Origin of the sequence: Burkholderia sp. AU45388, assembly GCF_030481585.1 — a bacterium.
GTDB classification, from domain to species: domain Bacteria; phylum Pseudomonadota; class Gammaproteobacteria; order Burkholderiales; family Burkholderiaceae; genus Burkholderia; species Burkholderia sola.
In genome coordinates this window covers 34,853-50,689 of the sequence record NZ_JAUJPV010000029.1, presented here as the reverse complement: position 1 = coordinate 50,689, position 15,837 = coordinate 34,853, and the positions used below count along the sequence as shown (strand labels likewise).

The following is a 15,837-nucleotide window of genomic DNA, read 5'->3' as shown; positions in this document are numbered from 1 at the left end:
AACGCGCGGGGTGTCACGCGCGTTTCATTCAATGATCCAGGTCACAAAATACCGAATCGAAATGCCCGCGCGAATCGATTGAAACGACCTTTCGACAATATGTCGAAATTAGCGGAAACCCTTATCCACCGGGGCTTGCAGCGCTATTCGATCATCCTTCCAGAGCGCGTATATCGGTAGTGTTACCACTAGCCCAAAAAAATCCCACAAATTAATTTGATCACCTACACTTGCGCGCAAGTACGAGCGGGCGGCTGCTAAAAGCGGCGGTTTTCACGTGCTTGAGGCCAAGTGCATGAAGGATGCAACCGGCGAATCGTCCAGTGATGGCAAACACGGGGATGGCAGCGGGGCACCGGGCGATGGCGTTTTTTGGGACCGAACTGGAGACTTACATGAATATCAAGATGCAAAAGCTGTTGCCGATCACCGCAGCGGCAATGCTGTGCGCTGCAGCTGCAAGCAACGCGTCCGCCGATCAAGTCGTCAAGATCGGCCACGTCGCGCCGTTGACGGGCGGCATTGCACACCTGGGTAAGGACAATGAAAACGGCGCGCGTCTCGCAGTCGAGGAGATCAACGCGAAGGGCCTGACGATCGGCGGCCAGAAGATCACGCTGCAACTCGACGCACAGGATGACGCCGCCGACCCGCGGCAGGCGACGCAGGTTGCGCAGAAGCTCGTCGACGACAAGGTCGTCGCGGTGGTGGGCCACCTGAACTCGGGCACGACGATCCCGGCCTCGAAGATCTACAGCGATGCGGGCATCGTGCAGATCTCGCCGTCGGCAACCAACCCGGCCTACACGCAGCAAGGCTTCAAGACCACGTACCGCGTGGTGGCGACCGATGCGCAGCAGGGCCCGGCACTGGCGAACTACGCGCATTCGAAGGGCATCAAGAGCGTGGCGGTGGTCGACGATTCGACCGCGTACGGCCAGGGTCTCGCGAACGAATTCGAGAAGAAGGCGAAGGCGCTCGGCCTGAAGGTGCTGTCGCATGACGCGACCAACGACAAGGCGGTCGACTTCCGCGCGATTCTGACGAAGATCAAGGGCGAGAACCCGGACGCGATCATGTACGGCGGCATGGACGCCACCGGCGGCCCGTTCGCGAAACAGGCGAAGCAGCTCGGCCTGCGCGCGAAGATCTTCGCGGGCGACGGCGTGTGCACGGAAAAGCTGGCCGACCTGGCCGGCAACGCGACCGACAACATCGTGTGCTCGGAAGCCGGTGCCTCGCTCGAGAAGATGCCGGGCGGCGCCGCGTTCAAGGCGAAGTACGAGAAGCGCTTCGGCCAGCCGATCCAGATCTACGCACCGTTCACGTATGACGCCGTGTACATCATCGCCGACGCGATGAAGCGCGCGAACTCGACCGACCCGGCGAAGATCCTCGCGGCGATGCCGGCGACGAAGTACACGGGCGTGATCGGCACGACGACCTTCGATTCGAAGGGCGACCTGCAGCACGGCGTGATTTCGCTGTACAACTACAAGGACGGCAAGAAGACACTGCTCGACGAAGTGAAGATGTAACGCGAAGCGGTCGACAGGAGGGTGAAGACGCGCATGCGGCAACGCATGCGCGTTTTCTTTTTGGGCCGGCGTGCGCCGCCGCGCCGTCAGATCTTCAGGTGCGCGAGCACCTTGGGGGCGACGAGCGCGACGAGCGCCGCGCACAGCGCGACGACCGACAGGCCGATCGTCAGATTCGCGGCCTGCGCGACCGCGCCGATCACGACCGGCCCGAACAGCAGCCCGAAATACGCGAGCCCGGCCACGTGCGCGAGCCCTTCGGCCGCATGGATGCCCTTCACGCGCGCGGCGGCCGCGAACAGCACCGGCATCATGTTGGCCAGCCCGAGCCCCATCAGCGTGAAACCGGTCAGCACCGCGACCGGATTCGGCAGCAGCAGCGCGCCGATCATCCCCGCGCAGGCGAGCGACGCGCTCGCGAACACGAGCTGCGGCGCGCCGAAGCGGGCGCGCACGGCGTCGCCCGCGAAGCGCGCGACGGCCATCCCGCCGGAGAACGCCGCGTACGCGGCGCTCGCGAGCGCGGGGCTCGCCGCGACCACGTCGCGCATGTAGACGGTCGCCCAGTCGTACATCGCGCCTTCGGCGATCAGCGCGATCAGCGCGATGCCGCCGAGCATCCACAACGCGGGCGAGCGCCAGCGGTTGCCGCCGCCGTGCGCCTGTTCGTGGTGCGGCACGTGCGGCAGCACGGCCGGGCTCGCGGCCACGAGCACCGCGGCGCTCGCCGCCGCCGCGAGCGCGAGATGCGCGGCCGGCGCCATGCCGGCCGACAGCAGCGCGCCGCCGGCCGCCGCGCCGGCCATCCCGCCGATGCTGAACATCCCGTGCAGCGACGACATGATCGGCTTGCCGAGCGCGATCTCGACCGCGCTGGCCTCGGCGTTCATCGCGACGTCGAGCGTCGCCATCGAGAAGCCGAACAGCGCGAGCACCACGAGCAGCATCCAGTAATCGGGCACGACGAGGATCAGCGCCGCGCACGCCGACATCACGAGCCCGCCGGCCAGGCACGCGGTGCGCGAGCCGACGCGCGCGATCCAGCGCGCGATGGTCAGCATCGCGGCGATCGACCCGCCGGCGACCGCGAACAGCGCGATCGACAGCAGCCCGGGGCTCAGCGCGAACTTGTCGCGCACGGTCGGCACGTGCACGCCCCACGACGCGTACATCATGCCGGCGACGAAGAACAGCGCCATCGACGCCGTGCGCGCGCGCTGGCGGGCCGGCAGCGGCAGCACGCGATGCGTGTCGGGCGGCGCGGCGAACGGGGACGGCGATTCGGGGGAAGAGGATTCGGACACGGGGCGGCTCGTCGGGAAAAATGCGCGGGCGCACGCGGCGCCCGTCGGATGGATCCGATTCTATCGAACCGCTTACGATCCTGCCGGGCGATGGCCGTTCGGCCGATGCGCGGTCGATCGGGCCGACCCGCGGCAGCGGCCCGGTCGCGCATTGGCCGTTCGGTCGATGCGCGGCGGGCGGCGCCCGCGGGTAACATCGAAACCCTGGCCGACGCGCCGCCTTTCGACCGCAGGAGTCACCTTGAACATCGATCCCGCCCTCGCCCTGCACCTGCTGCACCGCTGCGCGTTCGGCACGCTCGCCACCCATGCGCGCGAACCGCAGGGCTTCCCGTATCCGACGGTCGTGCCGTTTGCACCCGATGCAAGCCATCGGCCGGTGATCCTGGTGAGCGGCCTGGCCGAGCACACGCGCAATCTCGCCGCCGATCCGCGTGCGGGCTTTCTCGTTGTCGACGCAAGCGCCGGCGATGTGCCGAACGCCGAGCGCGCGACGCTGCTGGGCCGGTTCGTGCCGCTCGGCGACGATCCGCACGTCACCGCGCGCTACCTGCGCTACGAGCCGGACGCCGCGCGCTATCTCGCGCTCGGCGATTTCGGGTTCTGGGCGCTCGAGATCGAGCGGCTGCGCCATATCGTCGGGTTCGGGCGGATGGGCTGGGTCGACGGCGCGCATCTCGATGCGCTGCCGCCGCTCGCGTTCGACGACGAACAGGCGCTGTGGGCGGCATACGACGCGGGCGATGCACGCCGCGACGGGCTCGATCTGCTCGGCGTCGATCGTCATGGCGCGGACTGGCGATGCGGCGGCCGCCGCGTGCGCACGCCGTTCGACGCGCCGTCGGCCGACCTCGGCGCGCTGCGGGAGCGGCTGATCGCCCGCGCAAAGGATGTGACGTGACGTCACGGGTCAGCGATTTGTTCGTTTAGCAAACGGCGTCATGTGGTTTTCGTCAAACTCTCGTCCGATGAAAGCTTTGATTTTTTGAGTGCAGGGTAATTGCGTATGTTGAAAGACCTAATGGTCAATCGCTAATGTCCTAATCTCTATGGAGGAGCGTAAAAATTTGAGAAAAGGCCGCGGCCGGTCAAAATGACATGTGCGAATTACAATTGATCTCGGGATTTTCATGAATCTCGCTTCTATCAAATCTTTTTTGTGCTAATCTCTGCCTTCGAAAATCCGAGGCACATATATTTCATGAATGGTGAGCTGGCTGCAGACCGGCGCCATTGGTCAGATAGATAGAAAGGGAAACTATGTCTTCTTACAAGGACCTGCTGGCCCAGCGGGAGAAGCTGGAGAAGCAAATCGAAGAAGCGAAGTCGCGTGAATACGCTGAAGTGCTGAATGACGTGAAGCAGAAAATTGCCGACTACGGCTTTTCGCTCGCCGAACTCGGTCTCAGCCGCGCGAAGGCCGGCAAGGTCGGTCGTCCGCGCGCAGGCGTGGCCGCCAAATACCGCGATCCGGAAACGGGCGCGACGTGGTCGGGTCGTGGCAAGCCGCCGCGCTGGATCGCCGGCAAGAACCGCGAACAGTTTGCGATTTAAACGTTCGTTTAGGTTGTTCGCTCTTCGAAAGAGCCGCGTGTCCGTCGAGGAGCGCGGCTTTTTTGTTTTCCGGGCATAGGCGCGCCCGTCCGCCTCGTCATGAAACTGCAAGCACGTCGTGTGAATGAAAATGCGACACGTTCGCATAAGCGATTGATTTAAATGAGAAATTTGTGGGTATTGGAAGGGCTTGCGGGGCGCCTTTGATAGAATTGCGTACCGCACACCGATATCTCATATTTCATGTCCACGTTTTCCGGCGACGCGCAGAGCGCAGATAAGCACGCAGTTGCGCGCAAGAGCACGCTCGTCAGTATTGTCCTCAATGTCGTTCTTGCGACATTTCAGATCGTCGTCGGCGTGATTGCGCATTCGCAGGCATTGATTGCGGACGGTGTGCATTCGATTTCCGATTTGATCTCGGATTTTGTCGTGCTGGTTGCGAATCGGCATAGCGGCGCATCGCCGGATGCCGACCACAATTACGGCCATAGCCGCTACGAGACGGTCGCGTCGCTGTTTCTCGGGGCGATCCTGATCGCGGTCGGTATCGGCATGCTCTGGCGTGCCGGCGACCGCCTCGTTAATCTCGAAAACATTCCGGCCGTGCATTTTTCCGCGCTGATCGTGGCGCTCACGGTGCTCGTGTCGAAGGAAGCGCTGTTTCGCTACATGCTGCGCGAAGCGCGGCGCGTGCGCTCGGCGATGCTCGTCGCCAACGCATGGCATGCGCGTTCGGACGCGGCGTCGTCGCTCGTCGTCGCGATCGGCATCGTCGGCAGCCTGGCCGGCGTGCGGCTGCTCGACCCGATCGCGGCGGCGATCGTCGGCTTCATGGTCGCGCGCATGGGCTGGACGTTCGGCTATGACGCGCTGCAGGATCTCTCAGACCGCGCGCTCGATACGGCCGACACGGCCGAGATCCGCGCGCTGCTCGTCGCGACGCCCGGCGTGCGCGACGTACACGACCTGCGCACGCGCAAGATGGGCGATGCCGCGCTCGTCGATGCGCACATCCTCGTCGATCCGAAGATCTCCGTCTCCGAAGGGCATTACATCGCCGAGACCGCGCGGGCGCGGGTGCTGTCCGACCCGCGCGTGCTCGATGCGCTGATCCATGTCGACCCGGAGAACGACGCGGCGCGCCGCCCGGCGCTCGCGCTGCCGCCGCGCGGCGAACTGGCGGCGCGGCTCGAGGCCGCGCTCGCGCAGCGTGGGCTCCATGTGGCGGCGATCAACCTGCATTACCTGAGTACGGGGCTCGAGGTCGACGTGACGCTCGACGGCGATCCGCGCGACACCGATGCGGCGCTGGCCGGCCGGCTCGACATCGACACGCTGAAGCGCGAATTCGGCGCGCGCCGGATCGGCTTCACGCGCACGTTGCCCGTGCGGACGTGACCGGCGGCCGGCAGCCGCGAACGCGGCCCCCGCGGGGCAGGGCCGCGCGTTACAGCGGCAGTTGCGTGTCGAACTTGATTTCGCGCAGCACGACGCTCGTGCGCACCTGCGACACGGCCGGGATCTTGAAGATGCGTTCGTGCAGGAACACGTCGTAGGCCTTGATGTCCGGCGCGACGATCTTGAGGATGTAGTCGGCTTCGCCGGTCGTGCTGTAGCACTCGGTGACTTCCGGGCAGGTCGCGATCTCGCGCTCGAACTGCTCGACGCCGCCTTCGTTGTGGCGCGTCAGGTGCACGTGCGCGAGCGCGCAGACGTGCAGGCCGAGCTTCTCGCGATCGAGCAGCGCCGTGTAGCGCTGGATCACGCCCGATTGTTCCATGTCCTTGATGCGGCGCCAGCACGGCGTGCTCGACAGCCCGACCTGGTCGGAGATTTCCTGAACCGAACGGCGCGCGTCGAGCTGCAACAGGCGAAGGATTTTTTGCGAAAAGGAATCGAGCGTCACCTGCGCCTCCATGCGGCAGCTACAACACGCTCAATGTTAGAGGGCCGGAAAAGGAAAGGCAATCTGGCGACGCGTGACTGAGCGGGATTCGCTAATTTGCGCGCGGATCCGTGGGATTTTGTCCCGCCCCCGCGCGGTCCGACCGATCGGTGTCCGACACGGCCAGGCCCGCCAGCGCGGCCTGCTGCCGGCGCAGGTCGGCGAGCATGTTGCAGAACAGCGCGCCTTGCTCGATCGCGTCGTCGAGCGCGACGTGCGTGTGCGGATGGTCGTCGAACCAGTGCTTCGGAAAGCGCGGCTTGATCGCCTTGCGGTACGGCAGGCCCGTCATCGCGAACGCGAGCGTCTTGATGTCGAGCGCCGACCACGAGAACGGGCAGCGCCCCGCGAACCGCATCATGTACCAGAACATGAACGTGAAATCGAAGCCGGCCGGCATCGCGACGAACACCGGCTTGCCGGGCAGCGCCTCGACCCATTCGACGTACGCGACCAGCGCCGCGTCGGGCGCCTGCAGGTCGCGCCGGCACGCGGCCCAGGCTTCCGGCTCGGTCTTCCACCAGGCTTCCTGCACCGGGTGCGCGTGCGCGCCGGGCAGCGTCTCGAGGTTCGCCGAGAACGTCGCGATCAGCTGCTTGTCCTCGGTATAGGCGGCCGACGCGAAGCTCAGCATCGAATGCGGGCCGGGAATCGGGCCGTCGGCCTCGACGTCGGTGCTGACGTAAATTTCCGGGATGGCGGTCTGGTTCATCCGAATACCTTGTCGGACACGAACGGGTTCGTGCGGCGCTCGTCGCCGAACGTCGACACCGGGCCGTGGCCGGGCACGAACGTGACGTCGTCGCCGAGCGGCCATAGCTTGTCCTTGATCGAACGGACGAGATCCTCGTGATTGCCGCGCGGGAAATCGGTGCGGCCGATCGAGCCCGCGAACAGCACGTCGCCGACGATCGCAATGCGATGCGCGCGGCTGAAGAACACGACGTGGCCGGGCGTGTGGCCCGGGCAGTGATAGACCTCGAGCGTCTCGTCGCCGAACCGCACGGTGTCACCGTCGTTCAGCCACCGGTCGGGCTCGAACACGTCGGCGGCCGGAAAGCCGAAGCGCTCGCTCTGCGTGGGCAGATTCTCGATCCAGAAGCGTTCTTCTTCCTGCGGCCCCTCGATCGGCACGCCGTAGCGCGTCGCGAGCGTCTTCGCGCCCGCGCAGTGATCGATGTGCCCATGCGTGAGCAGCACCTTCTCGACCTGCACGTTCTGCCGCGCGACTTCCTGTTCGATCCGGTCGAGATCGCCGCCCGGATCGACGACGGCGGCGCGGCCCGTCTTCTCGCAGACGAGCAGCGAGCAGTTCTGCTGGAACGGCGTGACCGGAATGAGCGTGACTTTCATGGAGGCACCGGCGGCTAAAAGGAGCGATTGTACCGGTCGCGCGCGCGGCCTGCCGGCCGTGCGACGCACGCTTCGCCGCGCGGATCAGGGCATTCCCCGAGCATGCCGATTGTTACAACCATAGCGAGAATCAATGGTCCGCCGGGGGCGCTTTTCGAGACAAGGTTTTGATTTATGTATAATGCGCCCCATTGCGCGTGAATTTCACGCCATTCGCTGGTGTATCGGCCCCGTTAAACGAGGCGTCGGATTCACCGTCAAGCATCGACCGCCGGGGAGTCCGGCGGTGTATCCAGCACCGAGCACTCGGTGCTCACGTCTTGTCCGGCCGGGTGCTGCGCGCCCGCCTGCGGCCCTGCTGCCGCGCCGCCGGATGAGGCCTGTGCCGCCGTTCCTGTGCGTTGCTCGTAGCAACGCGCGCGAACGTGGAGCCATGTTCGATGGCGGCATGTGGGGTCTGGTCAGGCTGTTGGGGACAGGTTGCGCCAGACGTGAAAGCTAATCAGGACGGTTGCGGCCTAGACGAACGCCGCGCCCATGCTAGCCGCCTGCTCGCATTCGAGCGGGGCGTGCACGCATTTGCCGTCCGGGCCGCATATGTCTGCGTTGTGAAGCAGCGTTGTATCGATGCGGCCCGAACCAGAAGGCGACACGTCGATGAATTTACGTTTTCCGAGCCGATTCGGAACCATTGCATTGTTTTTTGCGCTGACGGGCTGTGCGGTGCCATCCAGCCAGACCACCGGCAGCGTGAACCAGAAGAAGGCGGTCGACAAGACGGCCGCTGCCGCGAAGGCGGACGACGACAAGCAGCCGCTCAATTTCGATTCCGCGCTGGCATCGATGCCGGCTGCCGACAGCAAGGACGCGAAGCAGTCGTCGCTGGCGGACGCCGAGCCGATCGACGGCAAGGATGTGTCCGATTTCCGTCAGACCGGCCGCGCATCGTGGTACGGGCGGGATTTCCACGGCCGCCGCACCGCGAACGGCGAACGCTTCAACATGAACGCGCTCACCGCCGCGCACCGTACGCTGCCGCTGTCGTCGTACATCAAGGTGACGAACGCATCGACCGGCAAGTGGGTCGTCGTGAAGGTCAACGATCGCGGGCCGTTCAAGCGTGGCCGCGTGCTCGACCTGTCGTATGCGGCGGCCAAGATGATCGGCCTCGTTCACGCCGGCACCGGCCGCGTGAAGATCGAAGGGCTGTCGCCGCAGGAAGCGCGCGAGGCGCGCGACGAAATGTTCGCATCGATCTCGGCGAAGTAACGCGGCGCGACAACCCGCCGCAACAACCCGGCGGATCGTCCGCTCATGCGCAAAGGGCTGCCTTCCGGCAGCCCTTTGTCGTTTCCGCGCGGCGGCTGCGCGCGTCAGCCTTCGTTGCCGTCCTTCAGCACGAGCGCACGCGCATACAGCGTGTTGCGCGATGCGCCGGTCAGCGCGGCCGCGAGCTTGGCCGCGCTCTTCACCGGCACTTCTTCCAGCAGCAGCCTGAGCAGCGCGTCGTGCGCGGTGTCGTCGGCTTCGCCGCTTGCCGCCGGCGCGCCTTCGACGATCAGCACGAACTCGCCGCGCTGCCGGTTCGCATCGCCGGCGAGCCAGCTCTGTCCTTCGGCCAGGGTGCCCTGGAACAGCTGCTCGTGTAGTTTGGTGAGCTCGCGCGCGATCAGCAGCCGGCGCGCGGGGCCGAACGCGTCGGCGAGCGCGTCGACGGTTTCGGCGATCCGGTGCGGCGCTTCGTAGAACACCAGCGCATAGGGGTGCGACGCCAGCGCCTGCAGCGCGGTCGCGCGCTGTTTCGGCTTCGGCGGCAGGAAGCCCGCGAACGTGAACGCGCCGGCCCAGTCGCCGGCCACGCTCAGCGCGGTCACGGCCGCGTTCGCGCCCGGCAGCGGAATCACCGTGAAGCCGGCCGCGCGCACGGCGTCGACGAGCCGTGCGCCGGGGTCCGAGATGCCCGGCGTGCCGGCGTCCGACACGTAGGCCACGCGTTCGCCGCCACGCAGCAGTTCGATCACGCGCTGCGCGGCTTCGCGTTCGTTGTGCTCGTGCACTGCCACGAGCGGTTTCGAGATCCCGTAGCGGGCGAGCAGCTGGCCCGTGTTGCGGGTGTCTTCGGCCGCGATGCGGTCGGCGAGGCCGAGCACGTGCAGCGCGCGCAGCGTGATGTCGGCCGTATTGCCGATCGGCGTGGCGACCACGTAGAGCGCGGCGTCCGGGTAGTGCTGCGTATGCGCGAGTTCGAGGAGGGCAGTCATGGCAGGCAATGCACGCAATCGCGGCACGAACGGAACAAGGACGGCATTGTGCCACGCGGCGCCGGCGCGGCCGGAGGGCGCGAGCGGTCGGCCGCGTTCGGGCGACAACTTTTCCGGCGCGGCGCGATCCAAACCGGTCGGCGCGGCGTTCGAGCAGCGCGCGCGGCAGTTTCTCGAGCGTCATGGCCTCGGGTTCGTCGCGGCGAACGTGACGATGCGCGGCGGCGAGCTCGATCTCGTGATGCGCGAGCCCGACGGCATGCTGGTGTTCGTCGAGGTGCGCGCGCGGCGCAGCACCCGGCATGGCGGCGCGGCCGCGAGCGTCGGCTGGCGCAAGCGGCGGCGTCTGGTCGCGGCGGCGCTGCAGTTCTGGTCGCGGCACGGGGCCGGCGCCGCGTGCCGTTTCGACGTCGTCGCGTTCGAGGCCGGACGGCTTGCGTGGCTGCGCGACGCATTTCGTACCGACGATGCGTAGCGGCGAGCTGTGACGAGATGTAAAGAGTTCTTGCCGGACCCCCGGAGAGGGCGCCGGAGTACGGTAAACTCGCCGCACCCACGATGTCGCGCGAGTTGTGCCGCGCGCCCAGTTCACCAGGAATCGATGTCAGTCGAACGTATTCAGCAACAATTCCGCGACAGCGCCGCGCTTCACGCCGAAGCGGCCGATGCGCTGTCGCTGCCGATCGCAGCCGCGGTCGATGCGATGTTCGCCGCACTGGCGAACGGCAACAAGATCGTCGCGTGCGGTGACGGCCCGTCGGCCGCCGCCGCGCAGTATCTCGCCGCGTCGCTCGTCGGCGGTTTCGAGCGCGAGCGTCCGGGCCTGCCCGCGATCGCGCTGGCCACCGACGCATCGCAGGCCGGCCTCGCGGGCGCGGCGGCGGCCGAGCAATTGTTCGCGCAGCAGGTGCGCGTGCTGGGCCAGACGGGCGACATCCTGCTGGTGCTCGACGCGGGTGGCGCGTCGCCGCGCGTGCTCGCGGCGATCGACGAGGCGCACGAGCGCGAGATGACCGTCGTCGCATTGACGGGCGGCAACGACCACACGGTCGCGGCCGCGCTGTCCGATACCGATATTCCGATCAGCGTGCCCGCCGTTCGCGCGGCGCGCATCCACGAAGTCCATCTGCTGACCATCCACTGCCTGTGCGACGGCATCGACGCGATGCTGCTGGGTGAGGATTGAACGAAGGAGAGCCGTCGATGAATCAAAGCCGCGTCAAAGGGACGCTCGTCAGAACTACGTTGCTCGTCGCGCTGACGGCGGGCCTTGCCGTGTCGCTGCAGGGCTGCGTGCTCGGCGTGCTGGGTGCCGCGGCAGGCGGCGGCGCGTTGATCGCGACCGATCGCCGTACGCTCGGCGCTCAGACGGAGGATCGCGAGATCCAGGTCAAGTCGCTCACGCAGATCAACAACGGGCTGCCGGACCAGTCGCACGTGAACGTGACGGTGTTCAACCGCCGCGTGCTGCTGACGGGCGAAGTGCCGAACGATGCGTCGAAGCAGCGTGCCGAGGAAATCGTGCGCGGCATCAACAACGTGAACGGCATCGTCAACGAGCTGTCGGTCGAGCCGGCGTCGTCGCTGTCGTCGCGCGCGAACGACTCGTACCTCGAAGGGCGCGTGAAGTCGGAGCTGATCGCGACGAAGGGGATCTCGGCGAACTACTACAAGGTCGTCAGCGAACGAGGCAATATTTACCTGATGGGCCTCGTGACGGTGGACGAAGGCAATCGCGGCGCGGAGGCCGCGAGCCAGGTGCCGGGCGTCGAGAAGGTCGTGAAGGTGTTCCAGTACGTGAAGCCGCAGGACGCGCAGGCGCTGCAGGACGCGTCGCCCGCGAGTGGCGCATCCGGCGCGCAGGCGGCCGCCGCACCGGCGGACAGCGCGACGGTGGGTGCGGTGCCCGACGCGTCGGTGCAGTCCGCGCCGCTGCAGCCGCCCGCGCCGATCTCGAATTCGTCGAGCGTGCATCCGGGCAATCCGAAGGCGAAGGCGCAATGACGGGCAGGCAGATGACGCAGATGAAACGATGGATGGTGCAGGGCGCCGCGGCCGCGGCGTTCGTGGCCGGTACGCTGGGCGCCGCGCACGCGGACGTCGGCGACGGCCTGAAGGTTGCGCGCAGCAACGCGTGCATGGGCTGCCACGCGGTCGACCGCAAGCTCGTCGGCCCGTCGTTCAAGGATATCGCCGCGCGCTACAAGTCCGATCCGCAGGCCGTCGCGAAGCTGTCGAAGAAGGTGAAGGACGGCGGCTCGGGCGTCTGGGGCGCGATTCCGATGCCCGCGCATCCGCGCATGAGCGACGCCGACGTCCGGTCGGTGGTCGAATGGGTGCTGGCCGGCGCGCCGTCAAAGTAAGTTTTCAGGGGCGATTCAACCCCTATTGCCAAGCGCGGAAATGCGTGTGTATGATGCTTGACTGTTGGGGCGGTAGCTCAGCTGGGAGAGCGTCGCGTTCGCAATGCGAAGGTCGGGAGTTCGATCCTCCTCCGCTCCACCAACGGAATTTGAAAGGCCCGATCGCGAGATCGGGCCTTTTTGTTTTTCCGCGGGACCGTGGCCGACGCGCTAAGTCGCCAGCTCATGGATCACCCTGAACGTCGGCACCGCCAACACGGCGAACCCCACCGTCATGACCGCGAGCCCCGCGGTCCTCTTCCGCAGCAGTGCGCAGAGGGCGATCGACAGCCCATAGAACGCGCAGGTCAGAATGATGATCCACCACAGCGCCGCATAGCCCGCGCCCCCTTCGAAATTCGATACGTTCTGCGTGACCCGGGTCGCGAGAAACCCGGCGACGGTCGTGCTCGCGGGCAGGCACAGCACTGCATACAGCACGAAGACGATGATCTGTCGCGGTGTCGGATCGGATGACGTCATGAAAAGCGTTCTTGCGCGGAGGGGCGAGGGTACCCGACCGTCCGCCGCGCGGGCCGAGCCAGGTAGCCGGCAGAATGCAGCCGTTTCCCACGTTTGGCAACCGGCCACCCTCGGCCCACGCGCCGTCCCGCCGCCCGCGCCCTAAACCCGCCCCAGACTCGGCCGCTTCGGATCATACGTCCATCCCGGCACCAGATAACGCATCGCCACCGCATCGTCGCGCGCCGTACCACCCACCGCGTTGTACAGCGCATGCGCGGCCTCGACCTGCGCCATGTCCAACTCGATCCCGAGCCCCGGCCGTTCCGGCACGGCCACCTTGCCGCCGACGATCGCGAGCGGTTCGCGCGTGAGCCGCGCGTCGCCTTCCTGCCAGATCCAGTGCGTGTCGATCGCGGTGATCGTGCCGGGCGCGGCCGCCGCGGCATGCGTGAACATCGCGAGCGACACGTCAAAGTGGTTGTTCGAGTGCGAGCCCCACGTGAGCCCCCAGTCGCGGCACAGCTGCGCGAGCCGCACCGAGCCCTGCATCGTCCAGAAATGCGGATCGGCGAGCGGAATGTCGACCGCCTGCAGCCGCACCGCGTGATCCATCTGCCGCCAGTCGGTCGCGATCATGTTCGTTGCGGTCGGGATCCCCGTCGCGCGGCGGAATTCGGCCATCACCTCGCGGCCCGAATAGCCGCCTTCCGGCCCGCACGGATCTTCCGCATAGGCAAGCAGGTGGCCCTGCCCGCGGCACAGCGAGACGGCCTCGTCGAGCGACCACGCGCCGTTCGGGTCGAGCGTCGTGCGTGCGTCGGGAAAGCGCGCCTTGATCGCCGCGATCGCTTCCATCTCGTCGGCGCCGGCCATCACGCCGCCCTTCAGCTTGAAATCGGCGAAACCGTAGCGCTCGACCGCGGCTTCGGCCTGCCGCGCGATCGCGGCCGGCGTCAGCGCCGCCTCGTTGCGCAGCCGGAACCAGGCGTCCGATGCGTGCGCCTCGTCGCGATACGGCAGATCGGTGCGGCGCCGATCGCCGAGATAGAACAGGTACGCGAGCATCGGTACCGCGTCGCGCTGCTGGCCTTCGCCGAGCAGTGCCGCGACCGGCACGTCGAGGTGCTGGCCGAGCAGGTCGAGCAGCGCGGCTTCGATCGCGGTGATCACGTTGTCGAGCCGCAGGTTGATCTCGTGCGGCTGCCGCAGCACGGCCGCCTCGCCGGCCGACGTCACTTCGTGGCGGATCGTGCGGCCGGCACCGGCGCCCGCGCCGGACAGCGCCGCGCGCACCGCGTTGAGCGTCGCCTGGTAGCGCCCGATCGACTGCCCGACCACGAGATCCGTCATGCGCTCGAGCGCGTGGCGGATGCCTTCGCCGCCCGGCACTTCGCCGACGCCCGTATGTCCGCTGCTGTCGTCGAGGATCACGAGGTTGCGCGTGAAGTACGGCGCGTGCGCGCCGCACAGGTTGAGCAGCATGCTGTCGCGGCCGGCGACGGGAATCACCTGCATGCGCGTGACGCGCGGGGTGCCGGCACGGCTGGGTTCGGACATCGGTTCGCTCCTGGTTCCGGTGGCGCGCGGGCCGCCGGACGCGCCGGCGCGGCCCGCGCCGTTCATTGAAGCTCGACGCGGCGAATCTCGCCGACGACGAACAGGTAGCAGATCACGGCGACGAGCGCGTGCGCGACGACGTAGACGAGCGCGCCGTTGAACGAGCCGCTGCGGTCGACGATATAGCCGATCGCGATCGGCGTCGTGATGCTGGAAAGATTGCCGCACGTGTTGAGCAGCGCGCCGCTCAGGCCGGCGATCTGGCGCGGCGCGGTGTCGGCGTTGACGGCCCAGCCGAGCGCGCCGAGCCCCTTGCCGAAGAACGACAGCGCCATGAACAGCACGACGAGCACGTGCGAATCGGTGTAGTTGCAGACGATCATCGACATCGACAGCAGCATGCCGATCACGATCGGCACCTTGCGCGCGACCGACAGCGACCGGCCCTGCTTGAGCAGCGCATCGGACACGATGCCGCCGAGAATCCCGCCGAGGAACCCGCACACGGCCGGGATCGACGCGACGAGCCCCGCGTTGAGGATCGACATCCCGCGCGCCTGTACGAGATAGACGGGAAACCACGTGATGAAGAAGTAGGTGAGCGCGTTGATGCAGTACTGCGCGACGTACACGCCGACCAGCATCCGGTTTCTCAGCAGCGCCTTCACGTGACGCATCGACGGGCCGCCGTCGCGTCCGCCCGTCGCGTGGTCGATGTTGACGAGCGCGCCGCCTTCGGCGAGGTAGTCGAGTTCCGCGCGATTGATGGCCGGATGGTCCTTCGGGTCGTACATCGTGCGGTTCCACACCAGCACGAACGTGAAGCCGAGCACGCCCATCACCGCGAATACCGACTGCCAGCCGAACGCGTGCACGAGCCAGCCCATCAGCGGCGCGAACACGACAGTCGCCGCGTACTGCGCGGCGTTGAAGATCGCCGATGCGGTGCCGCGTTCGGCGGCCGGGAACCACGCGGACACGATCCGGCTGTTGGCCGGGAACGACGGCGCCTCGGCCGCGCCGACCAGGAAGCGCAGCCCGAACAGCAGCGCGAACGCGGCCGCGCCGCCGAAGAAGCCGATTCCGCCCTGCAGCAGCGTGAACAGCGACCAGAAGAAGATGCTGAATGCATAGACGACGCGCGATCCATAGCGGTCGAGCAGCCAGCCGCCCGGCAGTTGCGCGATCACGTACGACCAGCCGAACGCGGAAAAGATGAAGCCCATCTGCACGTGCGTCAGGTGCATCGAGCGGGCCAGCGCCGGGCCGGCGATCGCGATCGCCGCGCGATCCGCGTAGTTGATCGTCGTGACCGCGAACAGGACGGCCAGCACCAGCCAGCGCACGCGGGTGCGCCGGGCCGTTGCCGACGCGGACGCCGGCAGCGCGTGAAGCGGATTCATGACTTGTCTCCTCCGAAGGGCGGAAGGCGCCGTCGTGCGGCAGGCGCGTCGG

The 15,837-nt window shown here is 67.0% G+C and carries 18 protein-coding genes and 1 tRNA gene; 10 read left to right on the top strand and 9 right to left on the bottom strand.

The window, feature by feature from the left end; all coding sequences use genetic code 11:
* The first annotated feature begins 395 nt into the window (after positions 1 to 395).
* On the top strand, positions 396 to 1,538 hold the full coding sequence (locus QZM72_RS31875; protein WP_089466449.1) for a branched-chain amino acid ABC transporter substrate-binding protein: 1,143 nt from the start codon (positions 396 to 398) through the stop codon (positions 1,536 to 1,538).
* Positions 1,539 to 1,624: 86 nt separating this feature from the next.
* On the opposite strand, the gene QZM72_RS31870 is transcribed toward QZM72_RS31875, so the two are convergent.
* Positions 1,625 to 2,896 (bottom strand): MFS transporter, encoded by a 1,272-nt coding sequence (locus QZM72_RS31870; protein ID WP_367620049.1) that lies wholly within the window; start codon positions 2,894 to 2,896, stop codon positions 1,625 to 1,627.
* Positions 2,897 to 3,083: 187 nt separating this feature from the next.
* Here QZM72_RS31870 and QZM72_RS31865 point away from each other — a divergent pair, with 187 nt between their 5' ends.
* The 3 genes from QZM72_RS31865 (at position 3,084) to QZM72_RS31855 (ending at position 5,797) form a co-directional block, all read left to right on the top strand.
* Positions 3,084 to 3,743: a HugZ family protein gene (locus tag QZM72_RS31865; protein ID WP_089466401.1), complete on the top strand. Its 660-nt coding sequence runs from the start codon at positions 3,084 to 3,086 to the stop codon at positions 3,741 to 3,743.
* A gap of 359 nt (positions 3,744 to 4,102) precedes the next feature.
* The gene (locus QZM72_RS31860) at positions 4,103 to 4,396 is read left to right on the top strand and encodes an H-NS family nucleoid-associated regulatory protein (protein WP_006491875.1); all 294 of its coding nucleotides are present in this window, start codon (positions 4,103 to 4,105) and stop codon (positions 4,394 to 4,396) included.
* Between the two features lie 243 nt (positions 4,397 to 4,639).
* On the top strand, positions 4,640 to 5,797 hold the full coding sequence (locus QZM72_RS31855; protein ID WP_089466402.1) for a cation diffusion facilitator family transporter: 1,158 nt from the start codon (positions 4,640 to 4,642) through the stop codon (positions 5,795 to 5,797).
* A gap of 49 nt (positions 5,798 to 5,846) precedes the next feature.
* Here QZM72_RS31855 and QZM72_RS31850 read toward each other — a convergent pair whose 3' ends face one another.
* The 4 genes from QZM72_RS31850 to QZM72_RS31835 form a co-directional block, all read right to left on the bottom strand.
* Positions 5,847 to 6,317 (bottom strand): Lrp/AsnC family transcriptional regulator, encoded by a 471-nt coding sequence (locus QZM72_RS31850; RefSeq protein ID WP_006477376.1) that lies wholly within the window; start codon positions 6,315 to 6,317, stop codon positions 5,847 to 5,849.
* A 79-nt stretch (positions 6,318 to 6,396) separates the two neighbouring features.
* On the bottom strand, positions 6,397 to 7,056 hold the full coding sequence (locus QZM72_RS31845) for an exonuclease (protein ID WP_089466403.1): 660 nt from the start codon (positions 7,054 to 7,056) through the stop codon (positions 6,397 to 6,399).
* A complete protein-coding gene (locus QZM72_RS31840; protein WP_089466404.1) occupies positions 7,053 to 7,697 on the bottom strand; it encodes an MBL fold metallo-hydrolase in 645 nt (214 codons plus the stop codon). Before QZM72_RS31840 ends, QZM72_RS31845 begins: the two co-directional genes overlap by 4 nt.
* Positions 7,698 to 8,215: 518 nt before the next feature.
* Positions 8,216 to 8,473, bottom strand: a complete 258-nt coding sequence (locus QZM72_RS31835; RefSeq protein WP_179233352.1) for a hypothetical protein — start codon at positions 8,471 to 8,473, stop codon at positions 8,216 to 8,218.
* Here QZM72_RS31835 and QZM72_RS31830 point away from each other — a divergent pair.
* Entirely contained in the window at positions 8,355 to 8,966 is a 612-nt protein-coding gene (locus tag QZM72_RS31830) for a septal ring lytic transglycosylase RlpA family protein (RefSeq protein WP_089466405.1), read from the top strand. The genes QZM72_RS31835 and QZM72_RS31830 overlap by 119 nt on opposite strands.
* Positions 8,967 to 9,070: 104 nt before the next feature.
* On the opposite strand, the gene rsmI is transcribed toward QZM72_RS31830, so the two are convergent.
* Positions 9,071 to 9,958: a 16S rRNA (cytidine(1402)-2'-O)-methyltransferase gene (rsmI, locus tag QZM72_RS31825; RefSeq protein WP_301740095.1), complete on the bottom strand. Its 888-nt coding sequence runs from the start codon at positions 9,956 to 9,958 to the stop codon at positions 9,071 to 9,073.
* Between the two features lie 46 nt (positions 9,959 to 10,004).
* On the opposite strand from rsmI, the gene QZM72_RS31820 reads away from it, so the two are divergent.
* From QZM72_RS31820 to QZM72_RS31800, 5 genes are all read left to right on the top strand, one after another.
* Positions 10,005 to 10,433: a YraN family protein gene (locus QZM72_RS31820; RefSeq protein WP_179233358.1), complete on the top strand. Its 429-nt coding sequence runs from the start codon at positions 10,005 to 10,007 to the stop codon at positions 10,431 to 10,433.
* 126 nt (positions 10,434 to 10,559) lie between these two features.
* On the top strand, positions 10,560 to 11,144 hold the full coding sequence (locus tag QZM72_RS31815; protein WP_089466408.1) for an SIS domain-containing protein: 585 nt from the start codon (positions 10,560 to 10,562) through the stop codon (positions 11,142 to 11,144).
* Between the two features lie 17 nt (positions 11,145 to 11,161).
* Entirely contained in the window at positions 11,162 to 11,962 is an 801-nt protein-coding gene (locus tag QZM72_RS31810; protein ID WP_301740094.1) for a BON domain-containing protein, read from the top strand.
* Entirely contained in the window at positions 11,959 to 12,321 is a 363-nt protein-coding gene (locus QZM72_RS31805) for a c-type cytochrome (protein WP_301740093.1), read from the top strand. Before QZM72_RS31810 ends, QZM72_RS31805 begins: the two co-directional genes overlap by 4 nt.
* Before the next feature lie 66 nt (positions 12,322 to 12,387).
* Positions 12,388 to 12,463: transfer RNA gene (locus tag QZM72_RS31800), tRNA-Ala, on the top strand.
* Positions 12,464 to 12,531: 68 nt separating this feature from the next.
* On the opposite strand, the gene QZM72_RS31795 is transcribed toward QZM72_RS31800, so the two are convergent.
* The 3 genes from QZM72_RS31795 to QZM72_RS31785 all read right to left on the bottom strand — a co-directional run bounded on the left by QZM72_RS31795 (position 12,532) and on the right by QZM72_RS31785 (position 15,785).
* Entirely contained in the window at positions 12,532 to 12,843 is a 312-nt protein-coding gene (locus tag QZM72_RS31795) for a hypothetical protein (protein ID WP_301740092.1), read from the bottom strand.
* A 141-nt stretch (positions 12,844 to 12,984) separates the two neighbouring features.
* On the bottom strand, positions 12,985 to 14,382 hold the full coding sequence (locus tag QZM72_RS31790; RefSeq protein WP_301740091.1) for an enolase C-terminal domain-like protein: 1,398 nt from the start codon (positions 14,380 to 14,382) through the stop codon (positions 12,985 to 12,987).
* A gap of 62 nt (positions 14,383 to 14,444) precedes the next feature.
* Positions 14,445 to 15,785: an MFS transporter gene (locus QZM72_RS31785; protein WP_301740090.1), complete on the bottom strand. Its 1,341-nt coding sequence runs from the start codon at positions 15,783 to 15,785 to the stop codon at positions 14,445 to 14,447.
* Between the last annotated feature and the right edge of the window lie 52 nt (positions 15,786 to 15,837).

Coding starts and splice junctions, on each gene's coding strand:
- QZM72_RS31785 (WP_301740090.1), bottom strand. CDS start 15,785: ATGAATCCGCTTCACGCGCTGCCGGCGTCCGCGTCGGCAACGGCCCGG.
- QZM72_RS31790 (WP_301740091.1), bottom strand. CDS start 14,382: ATGTCCGAACCCAGCCGTGCCGGCACCCCGCGCGTCACGCGCATGCAG.
- QZM72_RS31840 (WP_089466404.1), bottom strand. CDS start 7,697: ATGAAAGTCACGCTCATTCCGGTCACGCCGTTCCAGCAGAACTGCTCG.
- QZM72_RS31815 (WP_089466408.1), top strand. CDS start 10,560: ATGTCAGTCGAACGTATTCAGCAACAATTCCGCGACAGCGCCGCGCTT.
- QZM72_RS31860 (WP_006491875.1), top strand. CDS start 4,103: ATGTCTTCTTACAAGGACCTGCTGGCCCAGCGGGAGAAGCTGGAGAAG.
- QZM72_RS31810 (WP_301740094.1), top strand. CDS start 11,162: ATGAATCAAAGCCGCGTCAAAGGGACGCTCGTCAGAACTACGTTGCTC.
- rsmI (WP_301740095.1), bottom strand. CDS start 9,958: ATGACTGCCCTCCTCGAACTCGCGCATACGCAGCACTACCCGGACGCC.
- QZM72_RS31805 (WP_301740093.1), top strand. CDS start 11,959: ATGACGGGCAGGCAGATGACGCAGATGAAACGATGGATGGTGCAGGGC.
- QZM72_RS31830 (WP_089466405.1), top strand. CDS start 8,355: ATGAATTTACGTTTTCCGAGCCGATTCGGAACCATTGCATTGTTTTTT.
- QZM72_RS31850 (WP_006477376.1), bottom strand. CDS start 6,317: ATGGAGGCGCAGGTGACGCTCGATTCCTTTTCGCAAAAAATCCTTCGC.
- QZM72_RS31845 (WP_089466403.1), bottom strand. CDS start 7,056: ATGAACCAGACCGCCATCCCGGAAATTTACGTCAGCACCGACGTCGAG.
- QZM72_RS31855 (WP_089466402.1), top strand. CDS start 4,640: ATGTCCACGTTTTCCGGCGACGCGCAGAGCGCAGATAAGCACGCAGTT.
- QZM72_RS31795 (WP_301740092.1), bottom strand. CDS start 12,843: ATGACGTCATCCGATCCGACACCGCGACAGATCATCGTCTTCGTGCTG.
- QZM72_RS31875 (WP_089466449.1), top strand. CDS start 396: ATGAATATCAAGATGCAAAAGCTGTTGCCGATCACCGCAGCGGCAATG.